This window comes from Mycobacterium paraseoulense (assembly GCF_010731655.1).
Lineage (GTDB): Bacteria > Actinomycetota > Actinomycetes > Mycobacteriales > Mycobacteriaceae > Mycobacterium > Mycobacterium paraseoulense.
On record NZ_AP022619.1, the window covers coordinates 4,099,085 to 4,118,743 of the forward strand.

Annotated in this window: 18 protein-coding genes; 9 read left to right on the plus strand and 9 right to left on the minus strand. The window is 66.4% G+C overall.

The window, feature by feature from the left end; all coding sequences use genetic code 11:
* Nucleotides 1-79: 79 nt before the first annotated feature.
* The 6 genes from gyrA to dnaA all read right to left on the minus strand — a co-directional run bounded on the left by gyrA (nucleotide 80) and on the right by dnaA (nucleotide 9,892).
* Nucleotides 80-2,599, minus strand: coding sequence for a DNA gyrase subunit A (gene gyrA, locus G6N51_RS19100; RefSeq protein ID WP_083171204.1), 2,520 nt, complete (start codon nucleotides 2,597-2,599; stop codon nucleotides 80-82).
* Between the two features lie 38 nt (nucleotides 2,600-2,637).
* Complete coding sequence (gyrB, locus tag G6N51_RS19105; RefSeq protein ID WP_083171206.1) at nucleotides 2,638-4,671, minus strand: DNA topoisomerase (ATP-hydrolyzing) subunit B; 2,034 nt, start codon at nucleotides 4,669-4,671, stop codon at nucleotides 2,638-2,640.
* Between the two features lie 254 nt (nucleotides 4,672-4,925).
* Nucleotides 4,926-5,486 (minus strand): DUF721 family protein, encoded by a 561-nt coding sequence (locus G6N51_RS19110; RefSeq protein WP_083171208.1) that lies wholly within the window; start codon nucleotides 5,484-5,486, stop codon nucleotides 4,926-4,928.
* Nucleotides 5,483-6,640 carry a DNA replication/repair protein RecF gene (gene recF, locus G6N51_RS19115; RefSeq protein ID WP_083171210.1) on the minus strand — a complete coding sequence of 386 codons (1,158 nt, stop codon included), beginning with the start codon at nucleotides 6,638-6,640 and terminating at the stop codon, nucleotides 5,483-5,485. The genes G6N51_RS19110 and recF overlap by 4 nt, the downstream gene beginning before the upstream one ends.
* Nucleotides 6,641-7,840: a DNA polymerase III subunit beta gene (dnaN, locus tag G6N51_RS19120; RefSeq protein WP_083171212.1), complete on the minus strand. Its 1,200-nt coding sequence runs from the start codon at nucleotides 7,838-7,840 to the stop codon at nucleotides 6,641-6,643.
* A gap of 537 nt (nucleotides 7,841-8,377) precedes the next feature.
* A complete protein-coding gene (gene dnaA, locus G6N51_RS19125; RefSeq protein ID WP_083171398.1) occupies nucleotides 8,378-9,892 on the minus strand; it encodes a chromosomal replication initiator protein DnaA in 1,515 nt (504 codons plus the stop codon).
* A gap of 602 nt (nucleotides 9,893-10,494) precedes the next feature.
* Here dnaA and rpmH point away from each other — a divergent pair.
* The 9 genes from rpmH to G6N51_RS19170 all read left to right on the plus strand — a co-directional run bounded on the left by rpmH (nucleotide 10,495) and on the right by G6N51_RS19170 (nucleotide 16,923).
* The gene (gene rpmH / locus G6N51_RS19130; RefSeq protein WP_073880743.1) at nucleotides 10,495-10,638 is read left to right on the plus strand and encodes a 50S ribosomal protein L34; all 144 of its coding nucleotides are present in this window, start codon (nucleotides 10,495-10,497) and stop codon (nucleotides 10,636-10,638) included.
* Between the two features lie 23 nt (nucleotides 10,639-10,661).
* Nucleotides 10,662-11,024, plus strand: a complete 363-nt coding sequence (gene rnpA, locus G6N51_RS19135) for a ribonuclease P protein component (RefSeq protein WP_083171214.1) — start codon at nucleotides 10,662-10,664, stop codon at nucleotides 11,022-11,024.
* Nucleotides 11,021-11,359, plus strand: a complete 339-nt coding sequence (yidD, locus tag G6N51_RS19140) for a membrane protein insertion efficiency factor YidD (RefSeq protein ID WP_083171216.1) — start codon at nucleotides 11,021-11,023, stop codon at nucleotides 11,357-11,359. The genes rnpA and yidD overlap by 4 nt, the downstream gene beginning before the upstream one ends.
* Nucleotides 11,343-12,452: a membrane protein insertase YidC gene (gene yidC / locus G6N51_RS19145; protein ID WP_083171218.1), complete on the plus strand. Its 1,110-nt coding sequence runs from the start codon at nucleotides 11,343-11,345 to the stop codon at nucleotides 12,450-12,452. Before yidD ends, yidC begins: the two co-directional genes overlap by 17 nt.
* Nucleotides 12,453-12,531: 79 nt before the next feature.
* Entirely contained in the window at nucleotides 12,532-13,101 is a 570-nt protein-coding gene (locus tag G6N51_RS19150; protein ID WP_083171220.1) for a Jag family protein, read from the plus strand.
* Between the two features lie 59 nt (nucleotides 13,102-13,160).
* A complete protein-coding gene (rsmG, locus tag G6N51_RS19155; RefSeq protein WP_083171399.1) occupies nucleotides 13,161-13,898 on the plus strand; it encodes a 16S rRNA (guanine(527)-N(7))-methyltransferase RsmG in 738 nt (245 codons plus the stop codon).
* The gene (locus tag G6N51_RS19160) at nucleotides 13,895-14,896 is read left to right on the plus strand and encodes a ParA family protein (protein ID WP_083171222.1); all 1,002 of its coding nucleotides are present in this window, start codon (nucleotides 13,895-13,897) and stop codon (nucleotides 14,894-14,896) included. Before rsmG ends, G6N51_RS19160 begins: the two co-directional genes overlap by 4 nt.
* A 23-nt stretch (nucleotides 14,897-14,919) precedes the next feature.
* Complete coding sequence (locus tag G6N51_RS19165; protein WP_083171224.1) at nucleotides 14,920-15,903, plus strand: ParB/RepB/Spo0J family partition protein; 984 nt, start codon at nucleotides 14,920-14,922, stop codon at nucleotides 15,901-15,903.
* 267 nt (nucleotides 15,904-16,170) lie between these two features.
* Nucleotides 16,171-16,923, plus strand: coding sequence for an acetyltransferase (locus G6N51_RS19170; protein ID WP_083171226.1), 753 nt, complete (start codon nucleotides 16,171-16,173; stop codon nucleotides 16,921-16,923).
* Here the strand turns inward: G6N51_RS19170 and G6N51_RS19175 are convergent.
* The 3 genes from G6N51_RS19175 to trxB form a co-directional block, all read right to left on the minus strand.
* Nucleotides 16,920-18,140, minus strand: coding sequence for an N-acetylmuramoyl-L-alanine amidase (locus G6N51_RS19175; RefSeq protein ID WP_083171228.1), 1,221 nt, complete (start codon nucleotides 18,138-18,140; stop codon nucleotides 16,920-16,922). The genes G6N51_RS19170 and G6N51_RS19175 overlap by 4 nt on opposite strands.
* Before the next feature lie 135 nt (nucleotides 18,141-18,275).
* Nucleotides 18,276-18,629, minus strand: coding sequence for a thioredoxin (trxA, locus tag G6N51_RS19180; protein ID WP_083171230.1), 354 nt, complete (start codon nucleotides 18,627-18,629; stop codon nucleotides 18,276-18,278).
* Nucleotides 18,626-19,633: a thioredoxin-disulfide reductase gene (trxB, locus tag G6N51_RS19185; RefSeq protein WP_083171232.1), complete on the minus strand. Its 1,008-nt coding sequence runs from the start codon at nucleotides 19,631-19,633 to the stop codon at nucleotides 18,626-18,628. Before trxB ends, trxA begins: the two co-directional genes overlap by 4 nt.
* Nucleotides 19,634-19,659 lie beyond the last annotated feature (26 nt).

The window sequence follows — 19,659 nt, forward strand, 5'->3', positions numbered from 1 at the left end:
GCTATGGCAGTCGCATTTTGTCTGGTCGGGCCGAGTCTAATTGCCCGGCCCTTCCCCGAACCCCCCGGATTGTTACCGGCTAGCCATCCGAGCCCGCGGCGCCTTCGGCTTCCTCGACGACCTCGTCCGCGTTTTCCTCGGCGTTGCGCGCGATGGCCAGCAGCGTGTTGTCCTCGCCCAGGTTCATCAGCCGCACGCCCTTGGTCTGTCGTCCCGCCTTGCGGACCTGGCGCGCGTCGGTGCGGATCACGCCGCCGCCGGAGGTGATCGCGTAGAGCTCGCTGTCGTCGTCGACGATCAGCGCGCCCACCAGCTTGCCGCGCCGCCGGTCGTACATCACGGTCAGCACGCCCTTGCCGCCGCGGCCCTGCACCGGATACTCCTCGATCGCGGTGCGCTTGGCGTAACCGCCCGACGTCGCCACCAACAGGTAGGTGCCCTCGTGAACCACGTTGAGTGACAACAGGTAATCGTCGGTGTTGAACCGCATGCCCTGGACGCCGGAGGTGGCGCGTCCCATCGGGCGCAGCGCCTCGTCGGTGGCCGAGAACCGGATCGATTGACCGTTGGCCGACACCAGCAATAGGTCGTCGTCCGCGGAGCACAGCACCGCGCCGACGAGCTCGTCGTTGTCCCGCAGATTGATCGCCACGATCCCGCCCGACCGGTTGGAGTCGAAGTCGGTGAGCTTGGTCTTCTTGACCAGGCCGTTGCGGGTGGCCAGCACCAGATAGGGCGCGTCCTCATAACTGCGGATCTGGATGACCTGGGCGATGCGCTCCTCGGGCTGGAAGGCCAGCAGGTTGGCGACGTGCTGACCGCGAGCTGTGCGGGACGCCTCGGGCAGTTCGTACGCCTTGGCGCGATAGACCCGGCCCTGGGTGGTGAAGAACAGGATCCAGTCGTGCGTCGAGCTGACGAAGAAGTGCCGCACGATGTCGTCCTGCTTGAGGCCGGCGCCCTGCACGCCCTTGCCGCCGCGTTTCTGGCTGCGGTACAGGTCGGACTTGGTCCGCTTGGCATAGCCGGTCTCGGTGATCGTGACGACGACCTCTTCGCGGGCGATCAGGTCCTCGTCGGCGACATCGCCGTCGGCCGCGACGATCCGGGTACGCCGGTCGTCGCCGTGCTTCTCGACGATCTCGGCCAGTTCGTCGTGCACGATGGCGCGCTGCCGCTCCGGCTTGGCCAAAATGTCTTCCAGGTCGGCGATTTCGGCCTCGATCTTGGCCAGGTCGTCGACGATGCGCTGGCGCTCCAGGGCAGCCAGCCGGCGCAACTGCATGTCCAGGATCGCCTGCGCCTGGATCTCGTCGATGTCGAGCAACTCGATCAGTCCGGCTCGGGCGATGTCGACGGTCTCCGACGCCCGGATCAGCGCGATGACCTCGTCGAGCGCGTCGAGCGCCTTGACCAGGCCGCGCAGGATGTGGGCCCGCTCGTTGGCCTTGCGCAACCGGTAGGTGGTGCGCCGCACGATGACGTCCAATTGATGGACCACGTAGTGCCGGATCAGCTGGTCGAGACGTAACGTGCGCGGCACCCCGTCGACGATCGACAACATGTTGGCGCCGAAGCTGGTCTGCAGCTGGGTGTGCTTGTAGAGGTTGTTCAGCACCACCTTGGCCACCGCGTCGCGCTTGATCTCGACGACGATGCGCAACCCCACCCGGTCGCTGCTCTGATCCTCGATATTCGAGATGCCTGCCAGTCGGCCGTCGCGGACCTGCTCGGCGATCGAGGTGATGAAGTTGTCGTGGTTGACCTGATAGGGCAGCTCGGTGATCACCAGCAGGGTGCGGCCCCGCGAGTCCTCTTCGATCTCCACGACACCTCGCATACGGATCGAACCGCGGCCGGTGGTGTAGGCGTCGTGGATGCCTTGCGATCCGACGATCAGGCCGTAGGTCGGGAAGTCTGGTCCCTTGACCCGCTCGCAAACCGCGGCCAGGGTGGCCTCTTCATCGGCGTCGTGGTTCTCCAGGCACCAGAACACCGCCTCGGCCAGCTCGCGCAGGTTGTGCGGCGGCATATTGGTGGCCATGCCGACGGCGATACCGCCGGAGCCGTTTGCCAGTAGGTTGGGGAACCGGCTGGGCAGAACCGTCGGCTCTTGGACCCGGCCGTCGTAGTTCGGGATGAAATCGACTGTCTCCTCGTCGATTTCGCGCAGCATCTCCATCGCCAGGGGCGTCAGCCGCGCCTCGGTGTACCGCATCGCCGCCGGCGGGTCGTTACCCGGCGAGCCGAAGTTGCCCTGCCCGTCGACCAGCGGGTAGCGCAGTGACCACGGCTGCGCCATCCGGACCAGGGTGTCGTAGATCGACGAGTCGCCATGGGGGTGGTAGTTGCCCATCGTCTCGGCGACCGAACGCGCCGACTTGGCGTGGCCGCGGTCGGGCCGGAATCCCGAGTCGTACATCGCGTACAGCACGCGCCGGTGTACCGGCTTGAGGCCGTCGCGTACCTCCGGCAGTGCGCGGCCGACGATCACGCTCATCGCGTAATCGATGTAGCTGCGCTGCATCTCCTGCTGAATGTCGACAGGTTCGATGCGGTCGCCGGCCTCGTCGCCGGGCGGCAGCGTGGTGTCAGTCATCTATTCCCCTTTGTGGGTTGGCGTGCCCGACTGATACGTCAGACATCCAGGAAGCGAACGTCCTTGGCGTTGCGGGTGATGAAGCTGCGGCGCGCGTCGACGTCTTCGCCCATCAGAATGGAGAACAACTCGTCGGCCGCGGCGGCGTCGTCCAGCGTGACCTGGCGCAGCACCCGCACCGACGGGTCCATCGTGGTCTCCCACAACTCTTTTGCGTCCATCTCACCCAGACCCTTGTAACGCTGGATGCCGTCCTCTTTGTTGATCTTCTTGCCGGACTTCAGCCCCGCCTCGAGCAGGCCGTCGCGTTCACGGTCGGAGTAGGCGAATTCGGGATCCGTGCGCTGCCACTTCAACTTGTACAGCGGCGGCTGGGCCAAGAACACGTGCCCGTTCTCGATCAATGGCCGCATGAACCGGAACAACAGCGTCAACAGCAGCGTCGAGATGTGCTGGCCGTCCACGTCGGCGTCGGCCATCAGGACGATCTTGTGGTAACGCAACTTGGTGATGTCGAACTCGTCGTGAATGCCGGTACCGAGCGCGGTGATGATCGCCTGGACTTCGGTGTTCTTCAACACGCGGTCGATGCGGGCCTTTTCCACGTTGATGATCTTGCCGCGCAACGGCAGGATCGCCTGGAACATCGAGTCGCGGCCGCTCTTCGCCGAGCCGCCGGCCGAATCGCCCTCCACCACATAGAGTTCCGATTTCCGCGGGTCGGTCGAGCGGCAGTCGGCCAGCTTCCCGGGCAGCCCGCCGAGGTCCGTGGCGCTCTTGCGGCGCACCAGCTCCCGTGCCTTGCGGGCCGCGATTCGTGCCTGCGCCGACGACACCGCCTTGTTCACAACGGTTTTCGCCTCAGAGGGATTCGCCTCGAACCAATGCGTCAGCTGTTCGTTGCACACCCGCTGCACGAACGACTTGACCTCGGTGTTGCCCAGCTTCGTCTTGGTCTGGCCTTCGAACTGGGGCTCGGCGACCTTGACCGAGATGACCGCCGCCAGGCCTTCCCGGATGTCGTCGCCGGTCAGGTTGGCGTCCTTCTCTTTCAGCAGTTTCTTGTCTTTGGCGTACTTGTTCACCACCGAGGTCAGCGCGCTGCGGAAGCCCTCTTCGTGCGTGCCGCCCTCGTGGGTATTGATGGTGTTGGCGAAGGTGTGGACCGATTCCGAGTAGCCGCCGTTCCACTGCATGGCGATCTCAACCTCGTGGCCGGTGCCTTTTCCGTCGAAATCGATGACGCTCTGCTGGATCGGGCTCTTGGTGCGGTTGATGTGCTTGACGAAGTCCACCAGGCCGCCGGGGTAGTGGAACGTGCGGTGTTTGACCTTGTGCGGTGCGGTCGATTCCGCGGCCTTCTCCTCGGCGGACTTGGGCGCCTCGGCGGTGTCGCTGACGACTTCGTCGACGACCTCGTCCTGTTCCACTCGCTCGTCGGTGAGATTGATCGTGAGGCCTTTGTTCAGGAACGCCATCTCCTGGAGGCGGCGCGCCACGGTCTCGAAGTCGTATTGGGTGGTTTCGAAGATCTCCGGGTCGGCCCAGAACCGGATGGTGGTGCCGGTCTTCTTGGTCGCCTCGCCTTGCTTGAGCGTGCCGGGCACCGCGCGGTCGTAATACTGAAACCACTCGTGCCCGTCGCGCTTGATGGTGACCTCGAGTCGGGTGGACAGCGCGTTGACCACCGAGACGCCGACGCCGTGCAACCCGCCGCTGACGGTGTAACCGCTGTTCTCGCCACCGAACTTGCCGCCGGCGTGCAGCTGGGTCATCACCACGTCGACGGTGGGGGCGCCGGTGGCGTGCATCGCCACCGGAATGCCGCGGCCGTCGTCGGCCACCTCCACACTGCCGTCGTCGAGGAGCCGCACGTCGACCAGGGTGGCGTAGCCGGCCATCGCCTCGTCTACCGAGTTGTCGACCACCTCCCAGATGAGGTGGTGCAGCCCACGCTCACCCGTGGACCCGATGTACATGCCGGGGCGTTTGCGGACCGCCTCCAGCCCTTCGAGCACGGTGATCGCTGACGCGCCGTATTCGTCTTGCGCCTTCTTCTTCTGGGCAGCCACGGTCGGAATGCTCTCCTTGGGGTTTCATGCGGGCGGTTCGGTCACCGCGTCAGTCGCATGTGCCCAGTCTACCGTGATGGGCCGTCCGTACCGATTCTCTGGGCGCGTTTCTGCCCAGCTAACTGCGCCGTGCGGGCAATTTCTGGATTCCCGCCGCGTCCCGACGTGCATCAAGGCACTCCGCGTCGTCCTAGCGGCTTTGAGCGGCCTGTTGATGAACGCTCGGCTGGGGATGGTCGGCGCGGGCCCGGGCCCTAGCCGTAGGTGTCGCGCGGACCCCTTCCGGCGATGTGGCGCGGCCCCTTGCGCCACGACGGTGCCGCCGGCCCGGTGATCTTCAGCGACGTCACCACCCCGTTGCCGACGGCGGCGGCGATCTTGGCCAGCAGCTGCGACTGGATCATCCGTAACTGGGTGGCCCACGCGGTCGATTCCGCTGTCACGCTCAGCACGCCATCGCTCAGTGCGGTCGGCGTCGCGTGGTCGGCGATCTGCGCGCCCACCACCGACGACCAGTTGCCGAGTACCGTGCCTTCGGCCACCTGCGTCGACCAACCGCGCTTCTTGGCCAAGTCGCGCGCCAACCTGCCCAACGGCTGGGGATCGCGCGCGTCGGGCCCCGGGCCCGACCAGCTTCGTCGCTGTCCGGCCACACGGCGGGCGACTCGTGGCGTCGAGTGCCCCCGCCCGGCATCCTTTCCCTGCGCCCGCGCCGCGGCGCGCGCCTCCTCGAGGGTGCGCCGGACCATGTCCATCCCGCGCAGCAGGCCCTGATCCCCGGCGCCGGCCGATTCTTGCTCGTCGCCGCCGGTCATGACCGCACCGCCGAGACCCGACCCAGATCGTCGTCCCGCAATTCGATGTTCACCTGCGTGGCGGCCCAGTCCGCCGGGACGTCTTCGACCACCGCCGCCGTGACCAACACCTGCTCCGCCGATTCCGCTACCGTCGCCAAGGCCCGCCGCCGGGCCGCATCCAGTTCGGCGAAGACGTCGTCGAGTAACAGCACCGGTTCGGTCCCGTCGGCGCGCAGCAACTCGTACGACGCCAGCCGTAACGCCACCGCGAAAGACCATGATTCCCCATGGCTGGCAAAACCTTTCGCCGGTTGATCACCCAACCAGAGCTCTAGATCATCGCGATGCGGGCCCACCAGACACATCCCACGGTCGAGCTCGGCGTCGCGGCGTTCCGCCAACGCCGCCAGCAGCGCTGCCTCGAGGAATGCCCGGTCGCCACCGCCCATGTCAGCCGGCGCCTGTGCGCCAAGGCTGGTGCGGTAGGAGATCGTCGCCGGCCGCGATGCCGGTGCCAGCAGCTGGTAAGCCTTTTCCACCTCGGGCGCCAACTCGTTCACCAGGTCGATCCGCGCGGCCATCAACCCGGCGCCGTACTCGGCCAACCGGCTGTCCCATACATCGAGGGTGTCCAGGGCGCCGCGGTCACCACGGTGCCGTATCCCGGAGGCGGATTTGAGCAACGCCGTGCGTTGCCGCAGAACTTTTTCGTAATCCGCGCGCACCGCGGCGACGGTCGGGCGCCGCACCGTCGCCAGATCATCGAGATAGCGCCGCCGGTCCGCCGGGTCCCCCCGCACCAAAGCCAAGTCCTCGGGGGCGAACAGCACGGCGCGCAACACCCCGATCACCTCGCGCGTGCTGCGCACCGGTGACCGATTCAGCCGTGCCTTGTTCGCGCGCCCCGCCGCGATCTCCAGGTCGATGGCGCATTCCCTGCCCTCGTTGACCACGATCGTCGAAACCACCGCACGGTCGGCGCCCGCCCTGATCAGCGGCGTATCGGTGCCCACGCGGTGCGACCCCAACGTCGTCGAAAACCACAGCGCCTCGATGAGATTGGTTTTACCAAATCCGTTCGAGCCGACGAACACCGTCCGGCCCGGCTCCAACTCGAGGTCGGCGTGCGCCCAGGACCGGAAATCACGCAGTCCCAAATGCCGGACGTACACCTATCCGGGCAACCGAACTGGCATCAACAGGTAGACGTAGTCCGTCGGCAGCGCCGCGAAGGGTCCGTTTCCGGTCGGAGAACTGTCGTCGGCCGAGGCGGGCCGCAGCAGCGCCGGCTTGCCCGGGGTCGTGAAGCCGAACGACACCCGCTCCGAATGCACCGCGGCCAGCCCGTCGGTCAGGTACGTCGGGTTGAACGCGATCGTCAAGGGTTCGCCGACGAAATCGACGGCGAGGTCTTCCTCGGCCCGGCCCACATCGTCGGCGCCCGCGGACAGCCGCAGCGAGCCCTCGGAGAATTCCATCCGAACCTGGGCGCCCCGATCGGCCACCAACGCCACCAGCTTGATGGCCTCGGTCAGCTCGGCCACGTTTATCGTCGCCACCGCCGTGTGCTCGGCCGGCAATAGTTGGCGGAACTTCGGGAACTCCGCGTCGAGCAGCCGCGTGGTGCTCCGCTTGCCGTTCCCGCTGATCCCGAGCAGCCCGTCCTTGCCGACCCCGCTGCCGGCGCCCAATGACAACCGAACCTCGGAACCGTCGGCGCCGGCCCTGGCCGCCTCGGCCAACGTTTTCGCCGGCACCAGCACGGCGGCTTCGATGTCGGCTGACGACGCCGACCAGGTCAGCTCACGCACCGCCAGGCGGAACCGGTCGGTCGCCGCCAAAACCACGGTGTTACCCGAGATCTCGACCCGAATCCCGGTCAACATCGGCAACGTGTCATCCCGGCCGGCCGCGATGGCCACCTGGCTGATCGCCTCCGCGAAAAGATCGGCGGGCAGCGTGCCGGTCTCGTCCGGTAACCCCGGCAGCGTCGGGTAATCCTCGACGGCCATGGTCGGCAGCGAGAATCTCGCGCTTCCGCAGTTCAGCGCGACCCGATTGCCGTCGACGTAGAAGTCGACAGGCTTGTTCGGCAACGCCCGGGTGATATCGGACAACAACCTTCCCGACACCAAAACGCTTCCGGGAGAAGCGATTTCGGCAGCAACCTGCGCTTCGGCGGAAACTTCGTAATCAAATCCCGAGATTGTCAGGCCCTCGTCGGACCCCGATAACAGCACCCCCGACAGCACCGGCACCGCCGGCCGGGTCGGCAGATTCTTCGCCACCCACGACACCGCATCGGCGAAAGACTCCCGCACCAAACGAAACTTCAAGTCGCTGAGGCCAGCTCTAGTCGTCGCCGCGTCCATAGCGTCCCTTCACCTACCGAGCGATTAAAAAGTTCAGTGGCTAGCCTCTCCCCGCTAGCACGGGGCTCCGCCACGAACGCCACTGGCACCTCGGCCAACGACGAGCGCAACGGCAGTCGAAGAACAACCGTAGATCGTCGGAGGCCATCTTGAAAGCTAATCGCGAAGCCCGACAAGGCGGGTTACCGGCGGATCCGCCATGCGCGTTGCACCGGGACTCCCCAGCGCTGTATTTCAAAGAAGAAACGACGAAGAGATCTCAGTACTAGTAATAAGGGCTGTGCATCCTGGGGACAACGACGGTTCGATGCAGCTAGGGCGTGGATCGGGCTGTGGATCACGGCGTGGACAACTGTGCGTGCGGTGTGGGGCGGCTTGGGACGAATTGCGGCTGTGAACGCGGCGACGGTTAGTGCACGGCTGATTGAGTGTGTTGTGCACAGTGCTGCCCACAATCTCTCGGTGTGGCGGGTGTGACAACCGGGGGAGAAGTTTTTTGAAATTGATTCCCCGCGAGGGCCGACAGAACCCCAGGATTCAGCGCTTGGAGCGCTGGCGGATGCGAGTGGTGAGCTCCTTGACGTGATCGAAGACCTCACGTCGCTCGGCCATCTCGGACAAGATCTTGCGTTGGGCATACATGACCGTGGTGTGGTCCCGCCCGAACGCCTGCCCGATCTTGGGCAATGACAGGTCGGTGAGCTCGCGGCACAGATACATGGCGATCTGGCGGGACTGCGCCAGCGCGCGGGTCTTGCCGGGTCCGCGTAGTTCTTCGACGGTGGTATCGAAGTATTCAGCGGTGGCGGCCATGATGGTCGCCGCACTGATCTGCATCGTGCTCGCGTCGGCGATCAGATCGCGTAGCACGATCTCGGCCAAGGCCTTGTCGATCGGGGTCTTGTTCAACGAGGCGAACGCGGTGACCCTGATGAGGGCGCCCTCGAGTTCGCGGATGTTGCGCTCGATGCTGCTGGCGATGAGTTCGAGGACGTCATCGGGGACGGCCAGCCGCTCCATCTGTGCCTTCTTGCGAAGGATGGCGATGCGGGTTTCGAGTTCGGGCGGCTGGACGTCGGTGATAAGACCCCACTCGAACCGGGTCCGCAGGCGGTCTTCGAGCGTGGCGAGCTGTTTGGGCGGCCGGTCCGACGAGATGACGATCTGCTTGTTGGCGTTGTGCAGGGTGTTGAAGGTATGGAAGAACTCCTCCTGGATACCTTCCTTGCCCTCGATGAACTGAATGTCATCGACCAGCAGCACGTCGACGTCGCGGTAGCTGCGCTTGAAGGCGACCTTGCGGTCGTCGCGCAGCGAGTTGATGAAGTCGTTGGTGAATTCCTCGGTGGAGACGTACTTGACGCGCATGCCCGGGAACAGTCGCTGGGCGTAATTGCCGGCGGCGTGCAGCAGGTGGGTCTTGCCCAGCCCGGACTCGCCCCAGATGAACAGTGGGTTGTAGGCGCGCGCTGGCGCTTCGGCGATTGCCAGGGCCGCGGCGTGCGCGAAGCGGTTGGACGCACCGATGACGAACGTGTCGAAGGTGTACCGCCGGTTGAGACTGGTGCCGCCGGCGACCGCCGGGTCAGTGGGGTGCGGACGCTCGGTGAAGTAGTTCGGCCAACTCTGCGACGCGCTGTCAACGCCCTCGCCGTTCTCGTCGGCCTCGTCCTCGGCAAACGGCGACTCGGACTGCGGGAACTGTTCCGCTTGCGGAAGGACGACATCGTCGGCGTCGTCGTCGGGGGGTGCGATGCGCACCCCCAGTTGGATCTGCTGTCCGAGCCGCCGGCTGAGGGCATCGGTGATGGGTGCGCGCAGATGACGCTCGATCTCGTTTTGCACGAAGCTGCTGGGGACCGAGAGCAGGGCGAACCCCTCGACGATGGTCAGTGGTTGGACGAGATTGAGCCAGGCCCGCTGCTGAGGGGTGAGGGGAGTGATGAGGGTGGTGCGGTTGCCGGCGACCCCGTCCGGGGTGGATTCCCCGTTGAGCTCGGACACGACCGCGTTCCACACGGTGGTGAAACTTGAACCGGGGTCATCGGTCAACGACGCATCCCCCTGGTTCTCGAGCATCCCGGGTCGAAGTACAACCACGCTTGGCGACAAAGCGACTGTCCACATAGTTATACACAGGTGTGGACAGGATGAGCGTATGCGAGCCACAACCTACCGGCGACGGCTCGTGATCTCCGTGCTGGAAGAAAACCATTGAAGGCTGTCAGGCAGCTAGTCGACCCACCATCCTCGCTTCGTTGTCGAGCGCCGTTGCAGTCTAAAACGACACTGGCAGAAGCTAACAGTTTTCCGTGCGGCTGCCAACCGTTCTGCTGCATTCCAATCGGGTTGTTTAGGGTTCGGTGGGCCTGGCTCTGCTCGACGCCGGTGAGATGGCTCCCCGGAAGGCGCCGCTGGCGGCATATCGCCGGCTGCGATCGAGCGGGTGCCTTGCGGCAGGCCAGGTTTGACCAGGGGAAGCGCGGTCAGTACCCTCAAACAGTCGCCCGAAAGTCGGCGATGCGGCTGCGACCCAGGTCTGCCTGGGGACCGCGCCGGCCAGCAGCAAGATTACCTCCGACCGACCCGCAGACGAACCTGAGCGAGACGTCTGCCGGCCGGATGGAAATGCGAGACACAACGAGGAGAACGTCGTGGCCAAGGGCAAGCGGACCTTCCAGCCGAACAACCGGCGCCGAGCCCGCGTGCACGGCTTCCGGTTGCGCATGCGTACCCGCGCCGGACGCTCGATTGTGTCGAGCCGGCGCCGTAAGGGGCGCCGCGCGCTATCTGCCTGATCGCAACGTCGGGTTTTTCGGCGGTGCTTCCGGCACGCAACCGCATGAGGCGGTCAACGGACTTCGACGCGACGGTGAAGCACGGAACCCGCGCGGCGCAGCCCGACGTCGTCGTCCATGTTCGGCGTGCGGGCGATGGTGACGCTGCGAGGGCTCCGCGCGTCGGATTGATCGTCGGCAAGTCCGTGGGGTCGGCGGTCGAACGTCACCGGGTGTCGCGTCGGCTGCGGCACGTCGCGCGATGCGTGTTGGGTGAGCTCCACGATTCCGACCAGTTGGTGATCCGGGCGCTGCCCGGGAGTCGCACGGCATCGTCGGCGCGGTTGGAACAGGAGCTGCGGCGGGGGTTGCGACGGGCACTCGACGTGGCGGGGCGGGACCGGTGAGCGCGCCCGCGAGCGTCGGCCATACGTTGTGCGCGGCGGTGGTGCGCGGGCTTGTCTCGGTGATCCAGCTGTACCGGCATATGGTCTCGCCACTGAGACCGGCCACATGTCGCTTCGTTCCAACGTGCAGCCAGTACGCGGTCGAGGCGCTGACCGAGTACGGCTTGGTGCGGGGGAGTTGGTTGGCCGCGGTCCGGCTCGCGAAGTGCGGACCATGGCATAGGGGCGGATGGGATCCGATACCGGAGCGCCCGGGATGCCAAGAGAACTTCGAAGACGCCAGCGACGCGTGGCCCCACCCGGCGGCGCGAGGGGAGAGTGGAACTCTTGTTTGATTTCTTTAGCCTCGACTTCGTCTACTACCCGGTGTCGTGGATTATGTGGGCCTGGTACAAGCTGTTCGCCGCGATGTTGGGGCCGTCCAACTTCTTCGCGTGGGCCCTGTCGGTGATGTTCCTGGTCTTCAGTCTGCGTGCGCTGCTGTACAAGCCGTTCGTCCGGCAGATCCGCACCACCCGCCAGATGCAGGAACTGCAACCACAGATCAAGGCGCTGCAGAAGAAGTACGGCAAGGACCGCCAGCGGATGGCGCTGGAGATGCAGAAGCTGCAACGCGAGCACGGGTTCAACCCCATCCTCGGCTGCCTGCCGATGCTCGCGCAGATCCCGGTCTTCATCGGCCTGTATCACGTGCTGCGGTCGTTCAACCGGACCACGGGAGGCTTCGGTCAGCCCCACCTGTCGGTGGCTCAGAACAGGCTGACCGGAAACTACGTCTTCAGCCCGACGGACGTCGGGCACTTCCTGGACGCCAACCTTTTCGGCGCACCGATCGGCGCCTTCATGACGCAGCGGACCGGGCTGGACGCGTTCACCTACTTCAGCCGGCCGGCGGTCATCGCGGTCGGGGCGCCGGTGATGATCCTGGCCGGCATAGCGACGTACTTCAACAGCCGGGCCTCGGTGGCGCGACAGAGCCCGGAAGCCGCGGCCAATCCGCAGACCGCGATGATGAACAAGCTTGCGCTGTATGTGTTTCCGCTCGGCGTGGTCGTCGGTGGCCCGTTCCTGCCGCTGGCGATCATCCTGTACTGGTTCGCCAACAACATCTGGACGTTCGGTCAGCAGCACTACGTGTTCGGGATGATCGAAAAAGAGGACGAGGCCAAGAAGCGGGAAGCGCTGGAGCGACGAGCGGCCAACGCACCGGCGCCGGGGGCCAAACCCAAGCGGAACGCCAAGGCGGGACAGCCGGGTGGTAACGGGTCGTCGACCGCGGGGGAGGAAGAGGCGGAGTCCGACGCCGCCGACGGGGACGCGGCGGCCGCGAAGCCCCCGCCGCCCAAGCCGAATCCGGGTGGCCAAAACGGTGGAACCGCCAACCGCACCCCGCGGCCCGGGGCGCGACCCAAGAGACGCAAACGCTGACAAGGGGACACAGCCGGAGCGGGTCGCCTTGGCATGGTGACCCCGAGGGCAGGGACCCGCGGATGAGGGAGAGAAAGACATGACCGACGCAGAGACGACGACCGAACGCGACGCAGACACCGAACTCGATGCAGAGCGGCCATCGGAGAACGGTGCGGAGGCCGGCGCCGACGAATTCGACGATCAAGAAGAGCGGTTGGTCGCCGAGGGCGAGATCGCCGGCGACTACTTGGAAGAGCTGCTCGACCTGTTGGACTTCGACGGCGACATCGACCTGGACGTCGAGGGCAACCGCGCGGTGGTGAGCATCGACGGTAGCGACGACCTGAACAAGTTGGTGGGGCGCGGCGGCGACGTGCTCGACGCGCTGCAGGAGCTCACCCGGCTGGCCGTGCACCAAAAGACCGGTGTGCGTAGCCGGCTGATGCTCGACATCGCCGGCTGGCGACGCCGGCGCCGCGAGGAGCTGGCGGCCCTGGGCGACAAGGTTGCCCGACGCGTGCTGGAATCCGGCGAGCGTGAAGAGCTGGCGCCGATGACGCCGTTCGAGCGCAAGATCGTGCACGACGCCGTGGCGGCGGTGCCCGGCGTGCACAGCGAAAGCGAGGGCGCGGAGCCCGCGCGCCGCGTGGTCGTCCTGCACGACTAGCGAGTTACAGCGGTGTAGTTCCTACGCCGAAGCCCATCCGGGTGCCGGCCGAGCGGAGGATGTTTCACGTGAAACATGTCGGCCCGGGCGACGCTGCGGCGGGCATGCACGCTTCGCCAGGGCCCGGCACCGCGCCAGAGGCGGCGGCGACCATCTTCGGTACGCGAATCGATATCGCGCGGCGGTACGCGGAATTGCTGGCCGGTCCGGGGGTGGAACGGGGACTGCTCGGACCTCGCGAGGTGGATCGCATCTGGGATCGGCACCTGCTCAACAGCGCCGCCATGGCCGAACTGTTGGAGGCCGGGGAGAGGGTCATCGACATCGGCAGCGGAGCGGGGCTACCCGGCATCCCGTTGGCGCTCGCGCGCCCCGACGTGGAGGTGGTGCTTCTTGAACCGCTACTGCGCCGCAGCGAATTTCTCGGCGAGGTCGTCGACCAACTAGGGTTAGCCGTCGAAGTGGTCCGCGGCCGTGCCGAGGAACTGTGGGTGCGCCACCAGTTCGGGGGAAGGGATGCGGCGGTGTCACGAGCGGTTGCGCCGTTGGACAAGTTGGCGAAGTGGAGCATGCCGTTGCTTCGGACGGGTGGGCGGATGCTCGCGATCAAGGGCGAGCGCGGCCACGAGGAAGTTGAACAGTACCGGCGTGTGATGGCAGCATCGGGCGCCGTTGATGCCAGGGTGGTGACATGTGGCGCGACCTATTTGCATCCCCCCGCAACCGTAGTTATAGCGCGGCGCGGAAGACCGCAGCGCCACCAGTCGGCACGGATCGGGAAGGCCGGGAACCGATGAGCAGTCCGGGAGATCGGCCGACGCCGTCAGGGCCGGCCCCCAGCGTCGCGGACGCCCACGCGCCGATCGCCCCCGAGGCCCGGCCGCCGGTATCGAGCACCGTGGGCGACCCCGAGACGGATGTTTCACGTGAAACATCGGACGAGTTCGATACCCCGATCGGCGCGGCCGCCGAACGGGCGATGCGGGTCTTGCACACCACCTATCCGCCGCTGCGCCGGCCGAGCCACCGTCGGGTGCTGACCGTCGCCAATCAGAAGGGCGGCGTCGGCAAGACCACCACCGCAGTGAACCTCGCCGCGGCCCTCGCGCTCCAGGGGCTCAAGACATTGGTCATCGATCTCGACCCGCAGGGCAACGCCAGCACGGCGCTCGGTATCACCGATCGGCAATCGGGCACTCCGTCGTCATATGAGGTGCTCATCGGTGAGGTGGCGGTCAAGGACGCGCTGCGGCGCAGCCCGCACAACGAGCGCCTGTTCTGTGTTCCCGCCACCATCGACCTGGCGGGGGCTGAGATCGAATTGGTCAGCATGGTCGCCCGCGAGAATCGGTTGCGCACCGCCCTGGCCGAACTGGACGACCTCGACTTCGATTACGTCTTCATCGACTGCCCGCCCTCACTGGGACTGCTGACCATCAATGCGCTCGTCGCCGCGCCCGAGGTGATGATCCCGATCCAGTGCGAGTACTACGCGCTCGAGGGTGTGTCACAGCTGATGCGCAACATCGAAATGGTGAAGGCCCACCTGAATCCCCGGCTCGACGTGTCCACCGTCATCCTCACGATGTACGACGGCCGCACCAAGCTCGCCGACCAGGTGGCCGAAGAGGTGCGCCGGTACTTCGGAAGCAAGGTGCTGCGCACGGTTATCCCCCGCAGCGTCAAAGTCTCCGAGGCGCCCGGCTACAGCATGACCATCATCGATTACGACCCCGGCTCCCGCGGGGCGATGAGCTACCTCGACGCGAGTCGCGAACTCGCCGAACGCGATTGACCACCATCCGTGAAGGGACGACGATGACGCAGCCGTTACGCAAGAAGGGTGGCCTCGGCCGGGGCCTGGCTTCGCTGATCCCGACTGGTCCCGCCGAGGGCGACTCGGGTCCCGCGACGCTCGGTCCGCGGATGGGTGACGCGGCGGCGGACGTGTTGATCGGGGGACCGGGGCCCGACCTGGCGCCGGCGGGCGCGGTGTATCGCGAGATCGCGCCGGCCGATATCGAGCCCAACCCGCGTCAGCCCCGGCAGGTGTTCGACGACGAGGCGCTGTCCGAGTTGGTGCACTCCATCCGCGAGTTCGGTCTGCTGCAGCCGATCGTGGTGCGGGCGGTGCCCGGCGCCAAGACGGGACCGCGGTATCAGATCGTGATGGGGGAGCGACGCTGGCGGGCGGCCCAAGAGGCGGGGCTCGCCACCATCCCCACCATCGTGCGCGAGACCGGTGACGACAATCTGCTCCGCGACGCCCTCCTGGAGAACATTCACCGGGTGCAGCTGAACCCGTTGGAAGAGGCGGCGGCATACCAGCAGCTGCTCGACGAGTTCGGCGTCACCCACGACGAACTTGCCTCACGCATCGGCCGCTCGCGGCCGTTGATCACCAACATGATCCGGTTGCTGAAACTGCCGATCCCCGTGCAGCGGCGGGTGGCCGCCGGCGTGCTCTCGGCCGGTCACGCCCGCGCCCTGCTCTCGCTGGAAGCCGGTCCCGAGGCGCAAGAGGAACTGGCCAGCCGGATCGTTGCGGAAGGGTTGTCGGTGCGGGCGACCGAGGAGGCGGTCACGCTGGCCAACCGCGCCGGCGCGACCACCCCGGCACCCCAGCGGCGCAAGCCGATCCAGATGCCCGGCCTGCAGGAGGTCGCCGAGCGGCTGTCCAACGCCTTCGATACGCGGGTGACGGTGAGCCTGGGCAAGCGAAAGGGCAAGATCGTCGTGGAGTTCGGCTCCGTGGACGATTTGCAGCGGATCATCGACATGATGACCGCCGCGAAGGCCTAACCCGCCATACGCTGTAATTACGTCACTGTGACATCGGAGCGGTTGCGGCTCGGCAACAAGGGGTTCTCGGCGCCGTAGGATTACGAAAGCGCATGCGTTCCAATCATTTTCGGTAACAACCCGGTCGGGACGGTAACGCACCGGGGCGTCCCGGTGCCGTGATCGGCGCCTCGACGGCAAAGCTGGCCCGATTGCGACTTACTCTCCTATCCTGGAGGGGTTGCCGGCGCAAATTGGCTGCAGCACCGCACAGGAGCCAGGAGGCTAGTGTCCGCTCGAATCACACCGCTGCGCCTCGAGGCCTTCGAACAGCTTCCCAAGCATGCTCGCCGCTGCGTGTATTGGGAGGTCGATCCAGCGATCCTCGGTGACCAGGACCACCTCGCCGACCCGGAATTCGAGAAGGAAGCCTGGTTGTCGATGGTGATGCTGGAGTGGGGCTCGTGCGGCCAGGTCGCCACCGCGGCCACCGACGACCGAAGCCAAAGCGAGCCCCCCTGCCTGGGCTACGTCTTCTACGCACCGCCGCGGGCGGTGCCCCGAGCGCAGCGGTTTCCCACGGCCCCGGTCTCCGCGGACGCCGTGCTGCTCACGTCGATGGGCGTCGAGCCCGGTCAGGCCACCGACGATCTGCCGCACGGTCTTCTCGCCCGGGTGATCGACGAACTGGTCCGCCGTGGGGTCCGGGCGCTGGAAGCCTTCGGCCGCACCCCGGCGGCCTCGGAACTGCAGGACCCGCTGACCGCGAGCCCGGATGTGCGGCCGGTGTTGGAGGCCGTCGGTGACTGTTCGGTGGACCACTGCGTCATCGACGCGGAGTTCTTGAAGGACGCGGGTTTTGTTGTGGTGGCGCCACATCCGTACTTCCCGCGGCTGCGGCTCGAGCTGGACAAGGGCCTCGGTTGGAAGGCCGAAGTCGAGGCGGCCCTAGAACGCCTGCTGGAAAACGCGCAGCTGCAAGAGCCGGTCGGAGCCGGGTCGGTGGCGGGAAATACGTTGCGCGGCGCCGAGATCGGCTAGGAGCCGCCGAGCCGGCTGGTGCGCTCCACCGACAGTTCGTGGGCCAGGAGTTCGGCGAAGGTGAACGTCCCGGTGGGCCGATCGTTTTTGCCCAGCAGGTAGAGCCGTTTGACCGCGGCGAGGATGCCTTCGGCGATGGCGTCGCGCGTTTGCGTCGAGGTCAGCATCGCACGATCCTGCGGGTTGGTGATGTAGCCGACGTCAACCTGTACGGTCGGCATCCGGGTCAGGCGCAACAGATCCCAGGTCCGGCCGTGCGTCCGGCAATCCCGTAACCCCGTGCGGGCCACGACCTCTCGTTGGATGAAGTCGGCGAGATTGCGCCCGATCGTGGACACCGAGCCGTGCGAGTTGCCGAAGTGAAAGGAAGCGACCCCGTTGGCCGCGGCGCTGGGCTGACTCTCGCAGCGCAAACTGATCATCAGGTCCGCGCCGACATTGTTGGCGGTGGCGGCGCGCTCGGCGTCGGACGGGCTGCGGTTGACCGGCCGCGACAAGAACGTTTCCATCCCGATGGCGGTCATTCGCCCCTCGAGTCGGCTTGCCAAGTCCCACAACACATCGGCTTCGCTGACCGGTCCCGACGGACCCTGCATCAGCTCGCCGAGATCGGTGCCGCCGCGGCCCGGATCGATGATGATCCGCTTGCCCGACAGCTTGGGCCCCGATCGGCGCACCAGTTCTTCCTCGCGGATCGCGTGCGGTGAACCGCCGGTGACGCGGGAGCTCAGAAAGTACAAGGAGCGCAACGTTTCCGGGCCACAGATGCCGTCGGCGGCGAGCCCGTACTCACGCTGGTACGACATCAGCGCATTGTGCGTCTGCAACCCGAAGTGCCCGTCGACCAGTCCGGTGTAGAAACCGAGGTCTTGGAGGCGGGCCTGCAGGCTGGCGACGTCGTCGCCATAGAGCGGTGCGCCGAATTGGTGATACAGCGTGCGCGCGCCGAGCCGGTACGACGCTTCCTTCAACGCGCGATAGGTGGCCTCGCCGACGATGCCGTCGACCAGCAGGCCGCGGTGCTGCTGGAAGGCGCGCACCGCCTGGTCGAGTTCGGTGTCGAAGAGCTCGGCGGGCACCTGCCGGCCGGTCGCGAGGTCGTCCTCGGGGCCGTCGAGCAGCCCTAGCGCCGCCAACGTAGCCCGGATTTCGGTCACAGCCGCGCTGCGGTCACCACAGCGCAGCGCATCGCCGTGTTCACGGCGCGGACTCGACATACCAAAGGCCCTCCGGGACACACTGACAGGCTCGCATCTGGGCAACAGCTAACGGTCATTGTCGCAGATGCTTCCCATATTCGGGAAAACCCCAGGCTGAACGCGGGGCGTGGTGCGGCGAACTGAAAGGACGGGTCAGCTGAGGTTGGGCACCGCGTCCGAGAGCTCGCGCAGCAGCGCCGCCTTACCCTTGGCACCGACGATCCGCTTGACCGGTTGGCCATCCTTGAACAGGATCATCGTCGGGATCGACACGACCTGGAAGTCGCGCGCGGTCACCGGATTGGCGTCCACGTCGAGCTTGGCGACAGTGAGCTGCCCGGCCCGCTCGCTCGCGATTTCCTCGAGAACCGGCGCGACCATCTTGCACGGGCCGCACCATGTCGCCCAAAAGTCAACCAGCACAGGCTTATTGCTGGATAGCACCTCTGCGGAGAAGGATGCGTCAGAGACTTCGATTGTGGCCCCGGCTTTTTCGGCGTCGGTCATTGAGGTGCTCCAATCATCTCGGTACTGCCCGGAAATTCGGTTGCGTCGCTATGGGCGGGCGAGCTTGATTCGACGTGATCGGCCAGCCAGCGTTCGGCGTCGATGGCCGCAGCGCAACCGCTGCCGGCCGCGGTGATGGCCTGGCGGTAGGTGCGATCCACCAGGTCCCCGGCGGCGAACACCCCCTCGATCGAGGTCGCCGTGGTGTGGCCCCGAACCAGCACGTAGCCCTCGGGGTCGGTGTCGAGGACGTCGCGCACCAATTCCGAGCGCGGGTCGTGACCGATCGCCACGAAGACGCCGGTCACGGGCAGGGTGCTCTCCTCCCCGGTGACGGTGTCGCGCACCCGCAAACCCGTCACCGTCTGGTCCCCGTCGACCCCCAGCACCGCCTTGTTGGTCAGGATGGTGATCTTCTCGTTGGCGCGCGCGCGGTCGAGCATGATGCGCGAGGCGCGGAATTCGTCACGGCGGTGCACCAGGGTGACGCTGCGCGCGAATCGGGTCAAGAACGTTGCCTCCTCCATCGCCGAGTCCCCGCCGCCGATGACCGCGATGTCTTGATCCTTGAAGAAGAATCCGTCACAGGTCGCACACGAGCTCACGCCACGGCCGAGCAGCTCCTGCTCGCCGGGCACGCCCAGGTACCGCGCCGCGGCGCCCATCGCCAGGATGACCGCCCGCGCGCGGACGGTCTCACCCTCGGCGGTCGTCACCGACTTGATCGGCCCGTCCAGCGACACCGACTCGACGTCTTCCATCCGCAGGTCGGCCCCGAAGCGCAGGGCCTGCTCACGCATCTGGTCCATCAACTCCGGACCGGTGATGCCGTCACGGAATCCCGGGAAATTCTCCACCTCGGTGGTGGTCATCAAGGCCCCGCCAAACGACGTTCCCTCGAACACCACCGGCGCCAGCTGTGCCCGCGCCGTATACAACGCCGCGGTGTATCCGGCGGGACCCGAGCCGATGATGATCACGTCGTGGACAGTGTCGGCGGTCATAGAACCCTTTCAAAACGATCGTCCCT